This is a genomic window from Nereida sp., assembly GCF_965655635.1.
Taxonomy (GTDB): domain Bacteria; phylum Pseudomonadota; class Alphaproteobacteria; order Rhodobacterales; family Rhodobacteraceae; genus Nereida.
In genome coordinates this window covers 1-19,557 of sequence record NZ_CBFHHE010000006.1, presented here as the reverse complement: position 1 = coordinate 19,557, position 19,557 = coordinate 1, and the positions used below count along the sequence as shown (strand labels likewise).

19 protein-coding genes and 1 tRNA gene are annotated in these 19,557 nt (G+C 54.4%); 8 read left to right on the top strand and 12 right to left on the bottom strand.

The annotated features are described in order from the left end of the window. Positions 1–12: 12 nt before the first annotated feature. Entirely contained in the window at positions 13–765 is a 753-nt protein-coding gene (locus ACTF5M_RS03155; protein WP_438959636.1) for a cytochrome c biogenesis CcdA family protein, read from the bottom strand. 93 nt (positions 766–858) lie between these two features. Here ACTF5M_RS03155 and ACTF5M_RS03150 point away from each other — a divergent pair, with 93 nt between their 5' ends. Continuing rightward, positions 859–1,086, top strand: coding sequence for a sulfurtransferase TusA family protein (locus ACTF5M_RS03150; protein ID WP_438959635.1), 228 nt, complete (start codon positions 859–861; stop codon positions 1,084–1,086). An 84-nt stretch (positions 1,087–1,170) separates the two neighbouring features. On the opposite strand, the gene ACTF5M_RS03145 is transcribed toward ACTF5M_RS03150, so the two are convergent. Next, positions 1,171–3,996 (bottom strand): Rne/Rng family ribonuclease, encoded by a 2,826-nt coding sequence (locus ACTF5M_RS03145; RefSeq protein WP_438959634.1) that lies wholly within the window; start codon positions 3,994–3,996, stop codon positions 1,171–1,173. Between the two features lie 61 nt (positions 3,997–4,057). Here ACTF5M_RS03145 and ACTF5M_RS03140 point away from each other — a divergent pair, with 61 nt between their 5' ends. Further along, the gene (locus ACTF5M_RS03140; protein WP_438959633.1) at positions 4,058–4,219 is read left to right on the top strand and encodes a hypothetical protein; all 162 of its coding nucleotides are present in this window, start codon (positions 4,058–4,060) and stop codon (positions 4,217–4,219) included. 259 nt (positions 4,220–4,478) lie between these two features. Here ACTF5M_RS03140 and ACTF5M_RS03135 read toward each other — a convergent pair whose 3' ends face one another. From ACTF5M_RS03135 to purC, 5 genes are all read right to left on the bottom strand, one after another. Continuing rightward, complete coding sequence (locus tag ACTF5M_RS03135; protein ID WP_438959632.1) at positions 4,479–5,810, bottom strand: sigma-54-dependent transcriptional regulator; 1,332 nt, start codon at positions 5,808–5,810, stop codon at positions 4,479–4,481. A 30-nt stretch (positions 5,811–5,840) separates the two neighbouring features. Then, on the bottom strand, positions 5,841–7,640 hold the full coding sequence (locus ACTF5M_RS03130) for a sensor histidine kinase (RefSeq protein ID WP_438959631.1): 1,800 nt from the start codon (positions 7,638–7,640) through the stop codon (positions 5,841–5,843). A 35-nt stretch (positions 7,641–7,675) separates the two neighbouring features. After that, a complete protein-coding gene (gene purQ, locus ACTF5M_RS03125; RefSeq protein ID WP_438959630.1) occupies positions 7,676–8,344 on the bottom strand; it encodes a phosphoribosylformylglycinamidine synthase subunit PurQ in 669 nt (222 codons plus the stop codon). A gap of 3 nt (positions 8,345–8,347) precedes the next feature. Beyond that, positions 8,348–8,578 (bottom strand): phosphoribosylformylglycinamidine synthase subunit PurS, encoded by a 231-nt coding sequence (gene purS, locus ACTF5M_RS03120; RefSeq protein ID WP_048597633.1) that lies wholly within the window; start codon positions 8,576–8,578, stop codon positions 8,348–8,350. 75 nt (positions 8,579–8,653) lie between these two features. Further along, complete coding sequence (gene purC / locus ACTF5M_RS03115) at positions 8,654–9,415, bottom strand: phosphoribosylaminoimidazolesuccinocarboxamide synthase (RefSeq protein ID WP_438959629.1); 762 nt, start codon at positions 9,413–9,415, stop codon at positions 8,654–8,656. A gap of 257 nt (positions 9,416–9,672) precedes the next feature. Between purC and ACTF5M_RS03110 the strand changes: the two genes are divergently transcribed. The 4 genes from ACTF5M_RS03110 to ACTF5M_RS03095 all read left to right on the top strand — a co-directional run bounded on the left by ACTF5M_RS03110 (position 9,673) and on the right by ACTF5M_RS03095 (position 14,246). Then, entirely contained in the window at positions 9,673–11,559 is a 1,887-nt protein-coding gene (locus tag ACTF5M_RS03110) for a phosphatidylglycerol lysyltransferase domain-containing protein (protein ID WP_438959628.1), read from the top strand. A 95-nt stretch (positions 11,560–11,654) separates the two neighbouring features. Then, the gene (gene bmt, locus ACTF5M_RS03105; RefSeq protein ID WP_438959627.1) at positions 11,655–12,677 is read left to right on the top strand and encodes a betaine--homocysteine S-methyltransferase; all 1,023 of its coding nucleotides are present in this window, start codon (positions 11,655–11,657) and stop codon (positions 12,675–12,677) included. A 148-nt stretch (positions 12,678–12,825) separates the two neighbouring features. Further along, a complete protein-coding gene (locus ACTF5M_RS03100) occupies positions 12,826–13,527 on the top strand; it encodes a corrinoid protein (RefSeq protein ID WP_438959626.1) in 702 nt (233 codons plus the stop codon). Between the two features lie 89 nt (positions 13,528–13,616). Beyond that, positions 13,617–14,246 carry a DUF1638 domain-containing protein gene (locus tag ACTF5M_RS03095; RefSeq protein WP_438959625.1) on the top strand — a complete coding sequence of 210 codons (630 nt, stop codon included), beginning with the start codon at positions 13,617–13,619 and terminating at the stop codon, positions 14,244–14,246. Here ACTF5M_RS03095 and ACTF5M_RS03090 read toward each other — a convergent pair. Beyond that, positions 14,243–14,671, bottom strand: a complete 429-nt coding sequence (locus ACTF5M_RS03090) for a SufE family protein (RefSeq protein ID WP_438959624.1) — start codon at positions 14,669–14,671, stop codon at positions 14,243–14,245. The two genes, ACTF5M_RS03095 and ACTF5M_RS03090, sit on opposite strands and share 4 nt — an antisense overlap. Positions 14,672–14,820: 149 nt before the next feature. Here ACTF5M_RS03090 and ACTF5M_RS03085 point away from each other — a divergent pair, with 149 nt between their 5' ends. Beyond that, positions 14,821–15,291 (top strand): hypothetical protein, encoded by a 471-nt coding sequence (locus ACTF5M_RS03085; RefSeq protein ID WP_438959623.1) that lies wholly within the window; start codon positions 14,821–14,823, stop codon positions 15,289–15,291. Positions 15,292–15,303: 12 nt separating this feature from the next. Here the strand turns inward: ACTF5M_RS03085 and rnd are convergent, their stop codons facing one another. The 3 genes from rnd to purM all read right to left on the bottom strand — a co-directional run bounded on the left by rnd (position 15,304) and on the right by purM (position 18,225). Beyond that, positions 15,304–16,470: a ribonuclease D gene (rnd, locus tag ACTF5M_RS03080; protein WP_438959622.1), complete on the bottom strand. Its 1,167-nt coding sequence runs from the start codon at positions 16,468–16,470 to the stop codon at positions 15,304–15,306. Between the two features lie 88 nt (positions 16,471–16,558). Next, positions 16,559–17,095 carry a phosphoribosylglycinamide formyltransferase gene (gene purN, locus ACTF5M_RS03075; RefSeq protein ID WP_438959710.1) on the bottom strand — a complete coding sequence of 179 codons (537 nt, stop codon included), beginning with the start codon at positions 17,093–17,095 and terminating at the stop codon, positions 16,559–16,561. A gap of 65 nt (positions 17,096–17,160) precedes the next feature. Beyond that, positions 17,161–18,225, bottom strand: coding sequence for a phosphoribosylformylglycinamidine cyclo-ligase (purM, locus tag ACTF5M_RS03070; protein WP_438959621.1), 1,065 nt, complete (start codon positions 18,223–18,225; stop codon positions 17,161–17,163). Between the two features lie 194 nt (positions 18,226–18,419). Between purM and ACTF5M_RS03065 the strand changes: the two genes are divergently transcribed. Then, positions 18,420–18,496 (top strand) — tRNA-Ile (locus ACTF5M_RS03065). 14 nt (positions 18,497–18,510) lie between these two features. Here the strand turns inward: ACTF5M_RS03065 and ACTF5M_RS03060 are convergent. Beyond that, a partial coding sequence (locus ACTF5M_RS03060; RefSeq protein WP_438959620.1) for an ATP-binding protein occupies positions 18,511–19,557 on the bottom strand: 1,047 nt, incomplete at its 5' end.

Genomic DNA, 19,557 nt, shown 5'->3' with positions numbered 1-19,557 from the left:
AGGGCAAAAAGGTTAACCGAAATTTGCTAAAGCAGGAAAAGTCTGAAGCAGCCAAAAGCTGAATTCCGTGAATTGCCCTGTCAGCATCATCAAACCAACTGTCCAGAGCAGAAGACCCATCATCCGCTCAATCTGCTGCATGTGCCGTTTCATCCATGCCATCACGCCACTCAAAGAAGGAAAAAACGCCGCAACAAGCAAGAACGGAATACCTAATCCGATTGCATAGACCGCCAACAGCGCGGTACCCCGAACAGCACTTGCCTCAGATGCGGCAAGCGACAAAATCGCCCCCAATTGTGGCCCAATGCACGGCGTCCAGCCAAAGGCAAACGCTAGCCCGAGAACATAGGCACCAAACGCAGAGCCGCCCTGATCACCTGCATCCATGCGTATCTCACGGTCCATAAACCCGATGCGGTACACACCAACAAAATGCGCGCCAAAGACCATGATAACCAAGCCCGAAGCCACGACTAACCATTGCTGATTTTGTAGAAAAAACGCCCCCATCAAAGAGGTCGTAAAGCCCAAGATCAAGAACACCGTCGAAAGCCCCAAAACGAAAAACAGTGCGGTCCCTAACGCTTTAGCCCGCGCAGATTTTTCGTTGTTCATATCACTAACGCTCACACCGCTCATATAGGCTAAATAAGGTGGCACGATCGGCAGTACGCAGGGGCTCAGGAAAGAGATAATGCCTGCGACAAGGGCGATCCCCATTGCAGGCAGCAGCGTTACGTCAAGGACGGAAAAATCTAACATGCTTCCCTGATACGGGTTTTTTCGCGGGTGGGCAAATAGCAAGGGCGTTACAAAATGTGGACAAAATGTAACATCGCGGCTAGCTCATCAGACATGGAACACGATGATACCCTTGATGCGGTTGGTCTGCTTTGCCCGCTGCCTGTTTTGAAAGCGCGCAAACGGCTTCAAAGCCTGCAAACTGGCCAGGTTCTTCGCATGATTGCCAGCGATCCTGCGGCACAAATTGATGTTCCACATTTTTGTACCGAGGCTGGTCATACGTTTTTGGGTACGGATGAAAGCGGTGAAAACACCGCTTATTACATCCAAAAGAAGTAGCCTGATCCTAGAACTTTTACCGACCAAAAAAGCCGCGCAACTTATGCTACGTGGCTTAATTTTAAAGTTTCTTGAACCCAAGAGCTATTTCGAACCAAGGCTCCACCAGCCGCGGCGTTTGGGCTTTGGTGCAGCTTCTTCCACCACCGGTTCGGCAGCAGGTTCTGCTGCTGGCGCAGGTGTTGGTGCCGGTTCTGGCTTCTCAATAGGGGCTTCTGCCGCTTTAGCAGCCTCTGCTTCTGCTGCTTTTTGAGCTGCGGTTTTACGTGGCTTTCGAACGCGCTTGGGCTTGTCAGCAGGTACTTCTTCAGCCGTTTCTGCCTTTGTATCTGCCGATGCCTCAGCAGAGCTTGCTGCTTTGGCAGCCTCTGCCTCTGCCTCCGCCGCTTCCGCAGCTTTTTGAGCCGCAGTTTTGCGTGGCTTACGAACCCGCTTCGGCTTTTCAGCAGGCGCGTCTGCAACAAGCTCTACAGCCGCTTCAGTTGTTTCAGGTCCAGTTTGTGTTTCCACTTCCCCAGCAGACGCAGTGTCTGCTAACGTCTCAGTAGGCGCTTCTGAACTTTCAGCAGATTTACGACCACGGCCACGACCACCACGGCTGCGGGTCCGGCGTGGCTTTTCTTTCGGTTCAGCCTCATCAGAAGGGGCATCAGCAGCAGTTGTCTCAGTCGCCTCTACTGCCTCACCTTCGCCGCCTTCAGACGTTTGTGGCGCTGTATTTTCTTCTGAACGCGCCTCATCCGAATTACTACTCCGGCGGCGGCGACGGCGACGACGGCGTTTTTTGGGCTGCGCTTCACCATCTACTTCTGCTTCTGGCGCGGTGCCCGCCTCAGACGCATCATCAGAAATCTCTGCTTCGTCTTCAGCGTCGTCAATATCAGCCATGATCGAGGCATCCACAGACACGACAGCCGGTGCAATTTTCGTCACAACACGCGACGCTGTCTTGAATTTCTCAATGCTAAAATCGGGGCTTACCAAAGTTGGATCGCCCTCGATGCGCACGGACATGCCGTAACGCGCTTCGATCTGTGCAATATGTTCGCGCTTCATATTCATTAAGAAGTTGGCAATGCCAACGGGACACTTCACCAGCACTTCTTTTGTACGGCCGCGAACACCCTCTTCCTCGAGCTGGCGCAAGATCGACAGACCCGTGCTGTCATCAGAACGGATCAGGCCGGTGCCGTGGCATGACGCACATGGCTGCGTGGTGGCTTCAAGCATTCCGGGGCGCAGACGCTGACGGGACATTTCCATCAAGCCAAAGCCAGAAATGCGGCCCACTTGAATGCGCGCACGATCCGTTTTCAGCTTGTCTTTCATCCGTTTTTCAACGGCGATGTTATTGCGGCGCTCGTCCATATCGATGAAATCAATAACGATAAGGCCCGCAAGGTCGCGCAACCGAAGTTGACGGGCAACTTCATCAGCCGCTTCAAGGTTGGTTTTGAGCGCGGTTTGCTCAATGCTGCTTTCTTTGGTCGCGCGGCCAGAGTTTACGTCTACCGCAACAAGCGCCTCGGTCACACCGATCACGATATACCCACCCGACGGCAGCTGAACTGTCGGATTAAACATGCCTGCCAGATAGGTCTCAACCTGATGGCGCGCAAACAGCGGAAGGCTGTCTTCGTAGCGCTTCACGTTCTTGGCGTGGCTCGGCATAATCATTTTCATGAAGTCTTTGGCCGTGCGGTAACCGCCCTCACCCTCAACAAGTACTTCATCGATGTCGCGGTTATAGAGATCGCGGATCGAACGTTTGATCAGGTTGCCTTCCTCATAAATCGCGGCGGGCGCCATAGATTTTAGAGTGAGCGCGCGAATTTGTTCCCACAGGCGCTGCAAATATTCATAATCGCGCTTGATCTCGGATTTGGTCCGCTTGGCACCCGCAGTGCGCACGATCAGACCAGCACCCTCTGGTACCAGAATCTCGTTCGCAATCTCTTTGAGTTTCTTGCGATCAGGCGCGTTGGTAATTTTGCGGCTGATCCCACCCCCGCGAGCCGTGTTTGGCATCAAGACGCAATAGCGACCCGCAAGCGACAAATACGTGGTCAGAGCAGCACCCTTGTTGCCGCGCTCTTCTTTTACAACCTGCACCAAAAGAATTTGGCGAACATTCACAACTTCTTGGATTTTGTACCGGCGCGGGCGAGGTTTGCGCACGGGACGTACATCTTCGCTGTCGTCTTCTTCTGCAACAGATTCGATGCCATCATCTTTGGCCGTTGCATCAACTTCCGCATCGTCGCTGTCGTCAGCCGCTTCAGCTTCTTCGGAAGCATGAACCGCGTCGCTGGCATCATCTTCAGCAGCAGACGCGTCATCGGCGTTGTTTTCTGCGTCGGTAGCAACTTCTGCATCACCCGCGGCTTGCGCGGGCATTTCAACCTGCTCGGCCTCTGGCGTTGCTGTATCTGTAGCGACTGCATCTGTTTCTATTGGCGCATCAGACGACACTGCATCATCGACTTCACTAGCTAATTCAGCCGTAACGACTGCATCATCGGACTTCACATCAGCTGCCCTTGACCGGCCACGGCCGCCGCGCCTGCGGCCCCGTTTGGGCTTGCTCTCTTCTTCCTCTTCCTGTGCTTTCAGGCTGTCTGTGTATGCTTTTTCTTCAGCAATCAGCGCTTCGCGGTCAGCGACAGGAATTTGGTAGTAATCTGGGTGAATTTCGCTGAACGCGAGGAAGCCGTGACGGTTCCCGCCGTAATCAACGAACGCCGCCTGCAAGGACGGCTCAACGCGTGTTACTTTTGCAAGGTAGATGTTGCCAGCGAGCTGGCGTTTGTTTTCAGATTCAAAGTCGAATTCCTCAACTTTGTTTCCATCAACCACAACAACACGGGTTTCTTCCGCGTGGGTGGCGTCAATAAGCATTTTCTTAGGCATTTTATCCGTTCGCACCGTCCCAAACGCCGATCGCGCCTGTCAGGCGGAGACCTGAGGCGAGATGAAGTGGAAGGGGTTGGGTGTCTATCTATGGCGAAACGCGGCCGATCAAGCGGGAGAGCAGATGCACGAACAGGCAAACCGTAATGGTCTGTCAACTGCTGTGCTCGGCCTTTTTGCCCGTCTCTGGCGCGCGTCATCGCGTTTCTTCTCCGACACGTAACGTCGCCACAAATCGCAGGGAACGCGGTGCCAATTATCTCACGCGGCGCTGCTTTTGGCGGCAATCGCGTGCGTTCTAGTGGATCAATGACCCGCAATCAGTCTGTCAGGTTGGTCGCGAGATTTCTCAGGGACAAGTCAGACAGCGAAACTCATATCGCAGCACCCGAGCTGTCTGCTTTGGCCTGCGTATCTTAATAGTAGGTATGAAGCGCCATAATTACAATGCTAAACCGACGCACCGCCCTGCAGTTTAGGTGTCAGCCCAAATATTCAGACCTTTGCAGTCCGTATTTGGCCATTTTTTCATTCAAAGTTCGGCGCGGCAGACACAACTCATCCATTACGGACACGATGCTCCCCTTATGGCGGCGCATGGTGTTGTCGATCAACATACGCTCAAACGCCTCTACGTATTCCTTAAGCGGCTTTCCTTCGATGGTCATCACTGGCGCCATTTCCTCGGCATCGCTCATCAGAAGTGACGTAATGCTACTGTTTTCACGCCGATTTTGCAGCACTGCGCGTTCAGCCACGTTGATCAACTGACGTACGTTCCCGGGCCATGGGGCTTGCAGCAATTGTGCGGCCTCTTGCGCGCTGACTTTGGGCGCGTCACAGCCGTATTCATCAGCATATTCTTCCGCCAAACGCGTGAATAGCGTCAGGATGTCTTCACCACGTTTACGCAGTGGTGGAACGGTAATACGCAAAGCGGTGAGCCTGTAAAACAAATCTGGCCTCAGAGCGTCCTCGACAGTTCGCCCCTGCTCTTGAAGATTACAAATGGCTACGATCCGTGTCTCCGCGGGTGTGCCTTGCTCGTTGATAACACTCAACAAACGGGCCTGTGCCGCATCACTAAGGGCCTCAATATCCTCAAGCACCAGCGTGCCACCGCGGGCCTCTTCAACCGCGCAAATACGGCCGTCCTCGGAGGCATCAAAAAGGCGCTTCATCAACGCATCTTCATCAACACCGCCGCAGCTGACCAACACAAACTTTTTCGACGCGCGCGCACCAACCGCATGAAGCGCATGGGCCACAAGCGTTTTACCAGTACCCGTTTCACCGTCGATCAGCACATGACCGTCCGCCTGGCCCAGATCTAAAATATCTTCTTTCAGCCGCGCCATCACCGGCGATGCACCGATCAACTTTTTCATCAGCGCGCCACCGTCAGACAGCTCGCGACGCAATGCGCGGTTATCAAGCGTTAAGCGCCGCGCCCGCGCAGCGCGCTTGGCTAAGTCGGACATCGTTTCAGGATTGAACGGCTTTTCAAGGAAATCAAACGCCCCTACCCGCATCGCCTCAACGGCCATGGGCACATCCCCGTGGCCCGTGATCATGATGACAGGAAGCGCACTATCGGTGCCCATCAAGCGCTTAAGAAACTGCATACCGTCCATGCCGGGCATCCGAATGTCGCTGACCACAATACCGGGATAATCAGGCGCAATGCCTTTCAACGCGTCTTCTGCACTGGCGAATGTTTCAGTTTCATATCCCGATAATGCCAACCATTGGCTTATGGACTGACGCATGTCCTTTTCATCATCAACAATCGCGATCTTCATCGGCTTAGCCATGGGGCATCCTTATTGGGTCTGACGCGCGCCCTACTCGGCGGCGTTCTCTTTTTCGCCCTCTGTGCGGTAAATGGGAAGGACCACCTCGAAAACAGCCCCCCCATTGGCGGCATTCCGCGCGGTCAGCCGCCCGCCAAGGTCTGTGACAATCCCCGAACTAATCGCTAGTCCCAAACCAACACCATCGCCCGGCTGTTTTGTGGTGTAAAACGGCTCAAAAACATCATCGAGGTTTTCAATCCCCTGACCGTTATCACGCACAGCCAAAAGTACCTGTTCCCCCGATGTAAGCAGAATATCCACGGCCGCCGTGTCAGACGCGTTTGTTGCATCAAACGCGTTACGAAGCAGGTTGATGATGACTTGCTCAAGGCGCAGCCGATCCCCAAGCACAATGGCGGGCGACTGGGGCAATGTCTTCGTGATACGAATTTTGCGTGCTTTAAGTTGTGGCTCCATGATCGCCAAAGCAGACGTTACCGCGTCGCGCATATCAACGGGCGCAAGACTGTCCCCTGCTTTGCGGGCATAGGATTTCAGCTGGCGCGTGATCGCGCCCATCCGTTCGATCAAGTCATCGATACGCCGAAAACTGACAATCGCCTCCTCGGCGCGTTTACGTTCAAGCAATAGCTTGGCACCTGCCAGATATGTTTTCATGGCAGCCAACGGCTGGTTCAACTCGTGGCTCACGGCGGCAGACATCTCACCCAAAGCCGCCAATTTTGAGGACTGGGCCAAGGTCTGCTCTGCACTTTTTAGGTCAGCTTGCACGCGCTGACGCTCTGCGATCTCTTGCTGAAGTCGTGTGTTCAAGCTCCGCAGTTCAGCCGATTCTTGCTGAAACCCCCGGGCCTGAGCCACAGAGCGGCGGTTCAACAAATAGAACGCCAGCGCTAGCAGCATGGCGAATCCCATAATCTCAAGGGCCAAGACGCCGTTCACTTGTTCACGGACAGAAGTGTAGCCCGTAAAGCTGATCAAGCGCCAACCGCGAAACGGAATGCGCGCCTCTTGGCGCATAACACCCTGCCCACTTAATAATGCCCGTGATGCAGGCCCCCACTGGCTGGTCCCTTCAATGGCCCGTTCGATCGCAGAAGTTGCAGGCACAAGTTCAAGCGCCGATTGCTCAGATTTACCCCGCCACCGCGGCTCAGTCGACAAAATGACCTGCCCCGTGCTGTCTGCCAAAAATACCGCGTCAAAAATGCCAGCCCATGAACGTTCAAATTTACTGAGATCAACCTCAACCGAGATCACCCCAAGCCGCTCATTTCCGACAGTCACACTGCGGGTGTAGCGAAACTCAAACCCAACACCGTCTTGGGGCGTAACGGTAAAGACTGTTTCCGTTGACCGCAGGGCATCCACAAAATACGGCTCGGATCGGTGATTTGAGCCAAGTTTGACCCGTTCTGTCGTCGCAACAGTGCGGCCTTCACGGTCCAAAAGGCTGAGCGACGCCGCACCGATTTCATCCACGAACGACAACAGTCGCTGCGTTGTTTGCGTATAATCCGCAGAATTCAGCGCCGAAATAAGCGTGGGATCGCGCGCCAAAAGCTGTGGCACGATCGAATTGCGCTGCAGTTCTGACAGAATATTGGCAGAATAAAGCGCCAGCCGAAGTTCCGCGCGGTTGCGCGTGGTTTCGGTAAACCGTTGTGTCAGCGTAACATTTGTAAACCAGATCGTAGCGCCCGCAAAAACAAAAAGTGCCAACAGCAACAGCCGCACACGCCACCCTACAGAGCCGGCCGCAGCCGCCGCCCGGGCAGCCGCAATACCGCGCTGCGGTCTGATTTCAGAGGTCGGAGTACTCACCATGACCGTAACTTACCAAAGCCACGGGCCCTGCCAAGTCATGCAGCGACTGTGGCCTCAACCAACGCACGGAACATCGCCTGCCCGTCTGTACCGCCATGCAATGCATCAATGGCCCGCTCAGGATGCGGCATCATGCCCAAAACACGGCGATTTTCAGACAGAACGCCCGCGATGTTATCAACACTGCCATTCAGAGGCGCACTGTAGCGAAACGCGACGCGATCTTCATCAACCAGACGCGCTGCAAGCGATGCATCCGCCACATAGTTGCCGTCATGATGAGCCACTGGGATGCGCAATGTATCACCCAAACGGTAGCCGCTTGTGAATACTGAATTTTCAGTTTCCACTGTTAAATCAATGGTTTTCGATACGAACTTAAGGCCCGAGTTACGCATCAACGCGCCCGGCAGCAGACCCGTTTCAGTAAGCACCTGAAAACCGTTGCACACGCCCAAAACGTAACCACCGACCTCGGCGTGGCGCACCACAGCTTGGCAAATGGGTGACTGCGCCGCGATTGCACCGCACCGCAAATAGTCACCAAACGAGAAACCGCCCGGCACAGCAACCAGATCAACCCCTTTGGGCAGATCGGCGTCTTTGTGCCAAACCATGTGAACATCGGCGCCCGCCTGCTCAAGCGCGACTTTCATGTCGCGGTCACAGTTGGACCCGGGGAAAACAATGACAGCCGCCCGCATAACTTACAGAACCTCGATGGTGTAGGATTCGATAACCGTGTTCGCCAACAGCTTTTCACACATCTGGCCGATAGTTGCCTCGTCTGTACCATCCGCCAGATCCAGCTCAATCACTTTACCCTGACGCACACCGTCAACACCCGCAAAACCAATCGCTCCAAGCGCATGCTTTACGGCCTCACCCTGTGGGTCAAGAACGCCGTTCTTCAACATAACATGAACACGTGCTTTCATTTTCGAGGTCTCTTTTCTTGTAAATCAGGTTCTTGAGTTTGACAGGGCCACCAAGGGCCCCGCTTGAATAGCAGATCAGTTAACCAATGTTGGCTTTGATGCAGGGCTTACATTTGCCGGCAACACACCAAGGCGACGGGCCACTTCGGTATAGGCATCAGCCAAGTTACCAAGGTCACGACGGAAAACGTCTTTGTCGAGTTTTTGACCTGTCTTTTGGTCCCACAGACGACAGCTGTCAGGACTGATCTCATCAGCGACTACAAGACGTTGGAATTCATTATCCCAAACGCGGCCAATCTCGATCTTGAAGTCCACAAGCGTGATACCAACGCCGTGCATCAGACCTGACATAAAGTCGTTCACGCGCAATGCCAAAGCAACCATATCGTCCAAGTCCTGCTGGCTCGCCCAGCCAAAGGCGATGATGTGCTCTTCAGCCACAAGCGGGTCACCAAGCGAGTCGTCTTTGTAGCAAAACTCAATAATCGGGCGCGGCAGTGTTGCCCCCTCTTCCAGACCGAGGCGCTTGCAAATCGATCCCGCAGCACGGTTGCGCACAATCACTTCAAGCGGGATAATCTCGCATTGTCGAATGAGCTGTTCGCGCATATTAAGGCGTTTCAAAAAGTGGGTGGGCACACCGACGCTGGCAAGGCCTACCATGAAGTATTCGGATAGGCGGTTATTCAACACACCCTTCCCTTCAATCACGTCTTTTTTCTCGGCGTTGAACGCAGTTGCGTCATCTTTGAAGTACTGCACAAATGTGCCCGGCTCGGGGCCTTCATAAAGAATTTTGGCTTTGCCTTCGTAGATCAGTTTGCGACGCGCCATCGTGCGGGGTCTCCGTTCCGATCGGGTCTTTTGGGACATCATCGCCCATACCCCGATATTTGCGCTCCTCATACGCCAACTGCTGCGTCCTCGCAAGCACCACGAAACATGGCCAAATGGCAAACGGGACAATTTGAGGCATTTTATCTTCTGGGCGATTGAAGTCTTTATCATGTTGTTTAGACAAGACGCCCTAAGGTCGGCCGGATGCAGCCGACACCGGTTACGCCTGTGGCCAAAATACTTTGGAGAAATATGTGAGCACGACCCTGCCCAACACCCAACCAGCGCCGCAACGCTGGCGGCTGCAAGCCATTGCCCGCCGAATTGCGCCGCTCGGGGTTACGGGGCTTTGTATTTGGTGGATCAGTCAATCTGCGGGCCTTCCCACGTGGGATGAACTTACGCGAGCCTTCTCGGAAATCGGCCTGCTCAAATGGATTATTGCGTACGCTTTGACGGCTTTAAGTCTGTCCGCGGTGGCGGGCTATGATGCGGTCTGGCACCGTGTTTTACGCACGGGCACCAGCCGGCAACTTGCGCGGCGAAGCGGGTTCATGGCCGTTGCACTTGGTCAAGCCTTGGGCGCCAGCGCGTTCATCGGTGCGTTTATACGTTGGCAAGCCGTAGCGCCAATGACTGTGCGCACAACGGGCATGCTTACGGCATGCGTCGCACTTAGCTTCATTATGATGTGGGGCATTCTTACTGCGATTGCCTCTGCTATTTTTGCGCATAACGCATATGTTTTGGTGGCAGGATTAGGCGCCATTGCCGTTATGGCCGGCGCTTGGGCGCTTTGGCGGATGGACGTTATTCCAGCGCGGTTAACCGATAAGCTATCAGATTTAGCCGTGCCCCAAAACCGTGACTGGGCATGGTTGATGATCTGCGCAGCCGTTGACACACTAGCGGCCGCGGTCGCTTTGTGGGTGTTTTTGCCAGACAGCGTTACGATTGGGCTTTGGCACCTTTACCCGCTCTATATGGCCGCACTTGGCGCGGCACTTTTGTCAAACACCCCATCGGGTTTGGGGCCGTTTGATCTTACGATTTTGGCCGCTTTTGCAACAGCCAATGCGCCAGAAATCATGGTCAGTCTTATAGCATTCCGCGTGGTCTATTACGCAACCCCAGCCACAATCGCCGCAGTGCTGTTCGGAATTATTAAGGGCTTTGCGCCCACCAACAGCTTTTACGCCAAACGTCCAAACAACGACGCCTTGCACGCGGCCCATGCTGCGAAACGCAGCGAAAGCCTGTTAATGCGCCACCCTGAAAGCGAAGCCGTTTATACAACAGCGAACCACCGCCCCAAATGGCTGGTGCGCCGTCTTACATCCGCGTTGGTCGCTCTGTTTGATCCCCTGTCAGGTCCAGCACGGCCCATCGACTTTGAGGCGCTGCGAAAAGCGGCGCTGCAAACAGGCCACCACGCAGTAATCTACAAATGTAACGCGCAGACCGCGCAGCGGGCACGCAACAATGGCTGGCAAGTCCTGCATATGTCCGATGATGCGGTTGTGGACACCCGTACCCCGTTCAACACGGCTGGTTCCAATTTCCGTCAATTGCGCCGCAAGCTGAAGTCCGCCACCCAAGAAAACGTGGTCATTACCAAAGTCAATTCCGCCCTGCCAGCCGAGCAAATGGAGGCTCTCAACGCAGCGTGGGTCGCCCAAAATGCCCGTGAATACGGCTTTTCTATGGGGACCTTTTGCACCGAATGGATGGCCGAACAGATCGTGTTTCTGGCCCATCACAATGATAAACTTGTCGGATTCATCAGCTTTCACGCCGGTGATATTGACCCAAATAGCGGCAAAAGCCGTCACTGGACCCTAGACCTTCTTCGGGCACATCCAAACGCACCAACCGGTACGGCCCATGCAATGATCACCCAAGCACTGCGCAACGCCCATGAAAGCGGCGTTTATGCAGTTTCACTTGCCTCAGCGCCCCCTCCTAAGGCCGAGCAAACATGGCTGCACCGCATCCTGAGACCTTTAAAAAACCAAGGCCTGCGGCAATTCAAATCATGTTTTGGCCCCTCGTGGAAACCGCTCTATCTCTGTGCGCCATCCAGACGTGCACTCGCCATAGGTGGGGCCGAAGTTTTGCGAGCCATTCGGTCTGCCAGTTAAGCGCGCACCTCATAATCAACATGAGAATTATGAACTTCATTAAAGCAGGGTAACGTGGCACTAGCAGGAGACACCCAGTCACGAGGCGCATCTTGATGAGCAATCCCTTAACAACCCTTCTTCAAAATCGCGATTGGCTGCTTGCCGATGGCGCAACGGGAACAAACCTTTTCAACATGGGGCTCAGCGCTGGTGATCCGCCAGAACTGTGGAACGTCGAACACCCCGACCGCATCAGGGCGCTCTATGCCAGTGCGGTCAACGCAGGGAGCGATCTATTTTTAACCAATACGTTCGGTGGCAACGCCAGCAGGCTCAAATTGCACAACTCCCAATCGCGGGTATTCGAGCTCAATAAACTCGGCGCAGAACTTGGTCGCGAGGTTGCTGATAAAGTGACGGATCGAAAAGTCATCGTAGCTGGCTCGGTCGGTCCTACCGGCGACATCATGGCGCCCATGGGCACGTTGACCTTTGACCTAGCTGTGGAGATGTTTCATGAGCAAGCGGAAGGGCTGAAAGCTGGCGGCGCAGACGTAGCTTGGGTCGAAACCATTAGTGCATTTGAAGAATTTGCCGCGGCCTCAAAAGCCTTTGCTTTGGCAGAGCTGCCGTGGTGCGGCACGATGAGCTTTGACACCGCCGGTCGCACAATGATGGGGATCACGACCAAAGACATGGTCCGCAAAACGCTTAAACTTGAAAACCCGCCTGTTGCCTTCGGGGCGAACTGCGGCGTGGGGGCGTCGGATTTGTTGCGCACAGTCCAAGGCTTGTCAGCAGAACAGCCGCAGCATCCCCTTATCGCCAAAGGCAATGCAGGTATTCCAAAGTATCACGATGGACATATCCACTATGACGGCACGCCTGAACTTATGGCCGACTACGCCTGTCTTGCACGCGATAGCGGCGCCAAAATCGTTGGCGGATGTTGCGGCACAACACCTGAGCATCTCAAAGCAATGCGGGCCGCCCTTGAAGAACGTCCTCGCAGCGATGCGCCGAGCCATGAGGCAATCGCCGCGGCATTGGGCGGGTTTTCATCAGCCTCGGACGGCACAGACGGCAACGCGCCCAAAGCACGCAGCACAAAGCGCCGCAGACGCCCCGCCGCATAGCGCAAGATCGACCCTAGATGACAATCGGTCGCACCGGATGCAACTCATGTCGCAATTGTGCCAACGGTTTTTGAAAGCTTGTTGGAATACTAATGAAAAATCCCCGCTGCGCTTTTTTCGTTTTGCGCCTCAACAAAGGATCACGCGGATGTCCGAAGAAGACGATATCATCCTGTCAGAATTAAATGACGAAGACCTTGTCGCACAAATGTTCGACGATCTTTACGACGGCCTCAAAGAAGAGATCGAGGAAGCCGTCAACATTTTGTTGTCACGCGATTGGCCACCTTACCGCATCCTGACCGAAGCCCTCGTGGGCGGAATGACAATTGTCGGACACGACTTCCGCGATGGCATTTTGTTTGTACCCGAAGTGTTACTGGCTGCGAACGCGATGAAGGGCGGCATGGCCATCTTGAAACCGCTGCTTGCTGAAACAGGCGCGCCGCGGGTCGGCAAAATGGTTATTGGCACTGTGAAGGGCGATATCCACGACATTGGCAAAAACCTTGTATCCATGATGATGGAAGGTGCGGGCTTTGAAGTGGTCGACATCGGTATTAATAACGCGGTCGAAAGCTACCTTGAGGCGCTTGAGACCGAACAACCGGATATCCTTGGGATGTCGGCCCTGCTGACAACCACGATGCCTTACATGAAGGTTGTTATCGATACGATGGTCGAAAAAGGCATTCGCGACGATTACACAGTCCTGGTTGGTGGTGCGCCGCTTAACGAAGAATTTGGCCGTGCTATCGGAGCAGACGCGTATTGCCGTGATGCAGCAGTCGCTGTTGAGACCGCAAAAAATTTCATGGCGCGTAAACATAACCAAATGGCGGCCAGTTAAGCCAGCCTTAAGGAATTGGATATTTTTAAACAAAAGAAGCCCTGCCCGGATTATTCGGGTGGGGCTTTTTGTTTCTGGGAGGAGCAATAATGGATGACACCACTTTACGCGATCATGGTGTTAAGCCAACTGGTGAAGCCCGTGTTTTATTGCTGGCTTGTGGTGCCCTTGCTCGTGAAATCTTAGATATTCTCAATACCGCCGGTTGGGCGCACATGGACCTGAAGTGCCTGCCGGCAATTTTGCACAACTCGCCAGCCGATATTCCGAACGCCGTCCGCAAGGCTGTTGAGCAGCACCGGACAACCTACGAAAAGATCTATGTGGTTTATGCTGACTGCGGCACGGGGGGCTTACTGCAGCAAACATGCGACACGCTCGGGGTAGAGATGATCGCCGGCCCGCATTGTTACAGCTTTTTTGAAGGCAACGTGGTATTTGAAGCACGGGGTGAAATGACATGCTTTTACCTGACGGACTTTTTGGTACGCCAGTTTGATGCTTTCGTCAACGAGCCTCTCGGCCTTGATCGTCACCCTGAGTTGCGGGACATGTATTTCGGGCACTACACAACGCTGGTCTATCAAGCACAGACTGATGATGCAGAGTTGACCGCCAAAGCAAAAGACTGCGCCACCCGCCTTGGACTTGATTTTGAGCGCCGCTTCACAGGCTACGGCGATATGCAGCGGGCAATTACATCATGGGCAAAGGCTTAGCCCGCAGCCGCCTCTGCAGACACCATTCGTATCCGTTCGACCATGGCACGCACACCGTTTGACCGCTGTGCAGACAGGTGATCGTTCAAGCCAAGACGCCCCAACTCAGAAAGTGCATCGACCTTACCCACATCCGCAACCGTGCGTCCCGCATAAAGCGTATGCAGTACCGCAATCAGACCTTTGACGATCATCGCATCGCTGTCACCCTCAAACTCGAACGCTGCATCTGGGCCAGTCCCTTGGATCATTGGGCGCAACCAAACTTGGCTTGCGCATCCGTCAACTTTTGTGGCGTCAACCTGAAATGCGGGGTCCAAAGGTGGCAGGCTTTTCCCCATGTCAATGACGTGGCGATACCGGTCTTCCCAATCATCCAGAAATTCAAACGTTTCCGCCAACTCTTCAAATTCTTGTGCCGCCATGACCGGTTCCTTTGTTTGTCTTGAGAATGAGGTAAGTCGCAGCCCCGCCTCCGTCTAGGGGCAATCAAGCTTTTCGCAGGGTTTTCAAACCCGAACCGATCAGATAGCAAATAAAGGCGCATTTTCGCGCCGCAACGTATAGGGTTTTCATGCGCCGCATCATTAAATCTGCCGTGTTCGTTACAACCACTGTCAGCTTAACCGCCTGTGGAAGTATTCGGGAAAGCCGCGTGAACCCGATGAATTGGTTCAACTACGAACGGCAAGAAGAACGGCTGACGCCCGAAGGTGCATTGGAAACCGCGAAAGATATCCGCCCCCTTGTTTCACAGGTGGCTGATATGCGGATTGAACGCGCGCCAGGCGGCGCCATCGTGCGCGTGACCGGCCTGCCTCAGGCCCAAGGCTTTCACACTGCTGAGTTGATCGAGGTTGAGACCGACACGCGTGGTTTGCTTGCGTTTGAATTAAGAGTTGTACCGCCTCGCCCGGGTGCACCCGTTGGCAGCGCGCCATCACGGGAAATCACTGTGGGCACATTTGTGTCTGACATTGCCCTGCAAGGCATCACGGCGATTGAAGTACGCGGCCAAAATAACGTCCGGCGCACCCGCCGCTAAAGCTTTACCCGCTTACACAGCGTCAAGCTCAATGGTGACAACTTTGTCGCCTTGGGTTGCAAGCGCCACTTTGCCTTCACTCAAACGCAGGGCGTCTTGACCAAATACCTCGGCGCGCCAACCCCGCAATGAGGGTAGATCGCGCTCACCCGCCGCGATTGCATCAAGCTCAGCTGCGTTGGCAACAAGCTTTTGGGCAACACCCGAAGTGTCGCATTTCGCCTTCAACAACACGCGAAGCAGATCCGCTAGCGCAGGGTTCACTTGGATGTTCGAGTTCGCCTTGGCAATCTTGGGCGCTTTATCCGCCGGCATCGCGATGCCTTTTGCAACAGCGGCCAGAATACCATCAGCAATGTCACCACGGCGGGCATCGCGTTGCAGCAAGCGTGCGCCATTCAGCTCTTTGTGCGAGGTCGGCTTCAAAGAGGCCATCTCAAGCAACGCGTCATCTTTCATAATGCGGTTGCGTGGCACATTTTTGCTTTGCGCATAGTCTTCACGAAACTCTGCAAGGGTTTGAACCAGCGCCATAAAGCGACCTGATTGCGTACGCGTTTTGATGCGTGCCCATGCGTTTTGCGGCTCAATAATATATGTTTCGGGCGATGTAAGGACTTCAAGTTCTTCCTCTACCCATTTGGTTCGATTGGACTTTTCAATCTCAACTTTAAGAAACTCATAGATATCACGCAGATGGGTTACATCAGCGAGAGCATAGGTTTTCTGCGCATCACTTAGAGGTCTACGCGACCAATCCGTAAACCGTGACGACTTATCAAGAGCTTGACGTGCGATTTTGCGGACAAGCGTCTCATAGCCCACCTGCTCACCAAAACCGCAAACCATTGCCGCCACTTGTGTATCAAAAAGTGGCTCTGGGAAAACTTTGGCATCAACAAAGAAAATCTCAAGGTCTTGCCGAGCGGCGTGAAACACTTTTACGACAGAAGTGTCCCGGAACAAGTCATAGAGCGGCTCAAGCGACAACTCATCCACAAGCGGGTCAATCAGCACAGCGTCCGCGCCGTTCTCACCGCGATAGGCCATCTGGATCAGGCAAAGCTTTGAGTAATACGTGCGTTCGCGCAAAAACTCAGTGTCGATTGTAACGTAGTCACACTCCCGTGCGCTGGCGCAAAATTCGGATAAAGCTTTGGTGGTGGTCAATGTGCGCATGTGCGGCCGTTCTTTAGTTGTCGGGGACGTCCCGAAGTTCATCTTGTGTAGCCATTTCCGGCCACATCTCCAAGCCGATTTTCATGTCTTAATTCTGAATTATACTTTCACACGCGATCCGTAGCGCTTTGGGATAGAGCAGATGCTCTTGAACCAACACTTTGGCCGCAAGGCTTTCTGGCGTGTCATCTGCTGCGATCCGCACGGTGGCTTGACCAATGATTGGCCCATCATCAAGGGCGGCAGTGACATGATGCACAGTGCACCCGTGCAAATAATCGCCTGCCTCAATGGCGCGCGCATGGGTGTGAAGACCTTTGTATTTCGGCAAAAGAGATGGGTGGATATTCAGAATACGCCCTTCCCACTTTGCCACAAACTCAGCGCTTAGAATGCGCATAAAGCCCGCGAGGCAAATCAGATCAGGACCCGCATCAAGCAGCGCCCTATGCAGCGCATCTTCAAACTCAGAACGGCTGTCGAAGGCTTTGTGATCTATACACTGCGCTGCAACACTGTTCGCGCGCGCCTTTGCAAGCCCGCCTGCGTCGGGACGGTTCGCGATCACGATAACGGGTGTTGCAAGATGATCAACACGCGCCATGTCATCGAGCAGGGTCATCATGTTTGAGCCCCCGCCAGAGATCAAAATCGCCACCCGCAGGCGGTCTACATCCCGTTTCTCTGCGCTCACGCGATGGCGCCGGAGTAGTGAACCTGACCATTGCCTTCGGTAACTTGACCAAGCGGCACAACAATCTCGCCGTGCTCGGCCAGAATACGTACCGCGTCTGGCACATCAGCCTCGCGTACAACGGCCACCATGCCAATGCCGGAGTTAAATGTTTTCAACAGCTCGGCTGCGTGCATCTGGCCTTCCTGGGCGAGCCATTTGAAAACCGGAGGCAAGTCCCACGCATCAAGATCAACTTGCGCGGCACAGCCTTCTGGAAGCACGCGGGGCAAGTTCTCGGTAAGTCCGCCGCCAGTGATATGGGCAAGACCCTGAATTTTACCGGCTTTGAAGGCCGCCAAAGTGCTTTGCACATAGAGCCGCGTTGGCGTCAAAAGCGCAGCACCAAGGGTCTGGCTTGCGTCCCAAGGACATACGTCGTCCCAAGCAAGGCCCGACACTTCGACAATTTTACGCACAAGCGAAAAGCCATTTGAATGTACGCCGTCACTGGCAAGACCCAGTAGAATATCACCCGGCTTGATATCAGCAGGCAGGCTTACGCCACGCTCCATCGCACCAACAGCAAAACCCGCGAGGTCAAAATCACCACCCTCATACATGCCGGGCATTTCAGCAGTTTCACCACCGATCAAGGCACATCCGCTGGCCTTACATCCGGCTGCAATCCCCTCGATGATGCGCGCAGCACTGTCGAGCTCAAGCTTGCCTGTCGCGAAGTAGTCCAGAAAGAAAAGCGGCTCTGACCCTTGGCAAATCAAATCGTTCACGCACATCGCCACCAGATCAATGCCAACACCGTCGACGTTGCCTGTATCAATCGCAATCCGCAGTTTTGTGCCAACACCGTCTGTCGCAGCAACCAGAATTGGGTCGATATAACCCGCAGCCTTAAGATCAAACAAACCACCAAAACCACCCAAGCCTGCCATAACACCAGCACGGTTGGTAGACTTCGCGGCGGGCTTGATCCGTTCGACCAAAGCGTTGCCTGCGTCGATATCAACGCCAGCGTCAGCATAGCTCAATGATTGCGGGGAAGTGGGGATGTCATTGGACATATGCGCGCTCCGGACAATGATGTTGCCGCCACGTAGCAGGTCCGCGCGAAGGGGTCAAAGGGAGATGGGGTTTAAGCCGCTTTCACAGTGCATAACGCCTGAAATCTGAATTGTAGATTACACCAAGCTCGAGCACAAAATCAGTCATGCCACCTTGACCCTACTGAATGCCAAGGATAGCACCATGACTGCGTGGGCCTGTAGCTCAGCTGGTTAGAGCAGGCCGCTCATAACGGCTTGGTCGCGGGTTCAAGTCCTGCCGGGCCTACCACACGCGTCGCCTGATTAGTCAGGTGCCGGACGTGACATCACTACATCAACACGTAATCCCCCAAACGCATCGCTGACACCAAGGCGCAAAGACCCGCCGTGGCTGCGCACGATGTCGTTGGCGATTGCCAAACCCAGCCCGACGCCCGCGACTTTGTTCTGATTACGCCCCCCTTCAAGCCGTGTGAACGGGCGTAATGCGGTGTGATAAAATTCAGGCTCAATACCCGGGCCATCGTCCTCAATGGTGATGCACACACTTCGCTCACTCACCGCAAGTGACACCCCAACACGGGTGCCATATTTTGCACCATTCGAGATGAGGTTATCCAGCAACCTTCCGATGGCCATGGAGCGCAAAGGCATCGATACCGTGGAAATTTCGCCTACCGCTGTGACGTCAAATCCTGCACGCTGGCTTTGTTGGATTGCATCCGTAATCAGCGGCCTAAGATCAGCGATTTCCGTTTCTTCCGTGCCTTCATCACGCGCGAAATTCAAAAACGCATCAAGCATCTGCTGCATGGCGTCCACATCACCCTCTAGCTCGCTGGTGTCTTCGTCCATCAGCGACAGCCCAAGCCGCATGCGGGTCAGTGGCGTGCGCAGGTCATGACTAATACCCGACAACATCAGGCGCCGTTGCTGAGCTTGCCGTTCAATCCGTGCCCGCATATCCAAAAAGGCCGTCCCCGCCGCGCGCATTTCCATGGCCCCCGTGGGCGTCAGAGAAACCACCTGCCCCCGCCCGAACGCGGCCGCCGCAACCGCCAACCGCTTTACCGGCCGCAATTGGTTGCGCAAAAACATATACGAGATGACCAACATCACAGCACCGATAGCGACCATCCAAACAAAAAGCTGGTGTGGGTTTTTTGGCGACAGGCGGCGGCGATCAAGCGTTACAGTAAATGGGCCGTGGTCCGTCGAAAGCGTGACCCCAACAAGCGAGGGCTCAAGTGCCAAGTTAATCCCCGAAAGCTTTGGCACTTCGTCATTCAAAACCCGCGCGATCGTGATGCCTGAGATATCGCTCCGCCCTTTGATGACCCCATCAATGGG

Excerpts from the sequence above, each read along its gene's own strand:
- purS (WP_048597633.1), bottom strand. The coding sequence starts at position 8,578 with ATGAAAGCACGTGTTCATGTTATGTTGAAGAACGGCGTTCTTGACCCA.
- ACTF5M_RS03150 (WP_438959635.1), top strand. The coding sequence starts at position 859 with ATGGAACACGATGATACCCTTGATGCGGTTGGTCTGCTTTGCCCGCTG.
- ACTF5M_RS03145 (WP_438959634.1), bottom strand. The coding sequence starts at position 3,996 with ATGCCTAAGAAAATGCTTATTGACGCCACCCACGCGGAAGAAACCCGT.
- ACTF5M_RS03085 (WP_438959623.1), top strand. The coding sequence starts at position 14,821 with ATGCGCCGCATCATTAAATCTGCCGTGTTCGTTACAACCACTGTCAGC.
- ACTF5M_RS03155 (WP_438959636.1), bottom strand. The coding sequence starts at position 765 with ATGTTAGATTTTTCCGTCCTTGACGTAACGCTGCTGCCTGCAATGGGG.
- ACTF5M_RS03135 (WP_438959632.1), bottom strand. The coding sequence starts at position 5,810 with ATGGCTAAGCCGATGAAGATCGCGATTGTTGATGATGAAAAGGACATG.
- ACTF5M_RS03095 (WP_438959625.1), top strand. The coding sequence starts at position 13,617 with ATGGATGACACCACTTTACGCGATCATGGTGTTAAGCCAACTGGTGAA.
- purN (WP_438959710.1), bottom strand. The coding sequence starts at position 17,095 with ATGATGACCCTGCTCGATGACATGGCGCGTGTTGATCATCTTGCAACA.
- bmt (WP_438959627.1), top strand. The coding sequence starts at position 11,655 with ATGAGCAATCCCTTAACAACCCTTCTTCAAAATCGCGATTGGCTGCTT.
- ACTF5M_RS03100 (WP_438959626.1), top strand. The coding sequence starts at position 12,826 with ATGTCCGAAGAAGACGATATCATCCTGTCAGAATTAAATGACGAAGAC.
- ACTF5M_RS03090 (WP_438959624.1), bottom strand. The coding sequence starts at position 14,671 with ATGGCGGCACAAGAATTTGAAGAGTTGGCGGAAACGTTTGAATTTCTG.
- purC (WP_438959629.1), bottom strand. The coding sequence starts at position 9,415 with ATGGCGCGTCGCAAACTGATCTACGAAGGCAAAGCCAAAATTCTTTAT.
- rnd (WP_438959622.1), bottom strand. The coding sequence starts at position 16,470 with ATGCGCACATTGACCACCACCAAAGCTTTATCCGAATTTTGCGCCAGC.
- purQ (WP_438959630.1), bottom strand. The coding sequence starts at position 8,344 with ATGCGGGCGGCTGTCATTGTTTTCCCCGGGTCCAACTGTGACCGCGAC.
- purM (WP_438959621.1), bottom strand. The coding sequence starts at position 18,225 with ATGTCCAATGACATCCCCACTTCCCCGCAATCATTGAGCTATGCTGAC.
- ACTF5M_RS03140 (WP_438959633.1), top strand. The coding sequence starts at position 4,058 with ATGAAGTGGAAGGGGTTGGGTGTCTATCTATGGCGAAACGCGGCCGAT.
- ACTF5M_RS03130 (WP_438959631.1), bottom strand. The coding sequence starts at position 7,640 with ATGGTGAGTACTCCGACCTCTGAAATCAGACCGCAGCGCGGTATTGCG.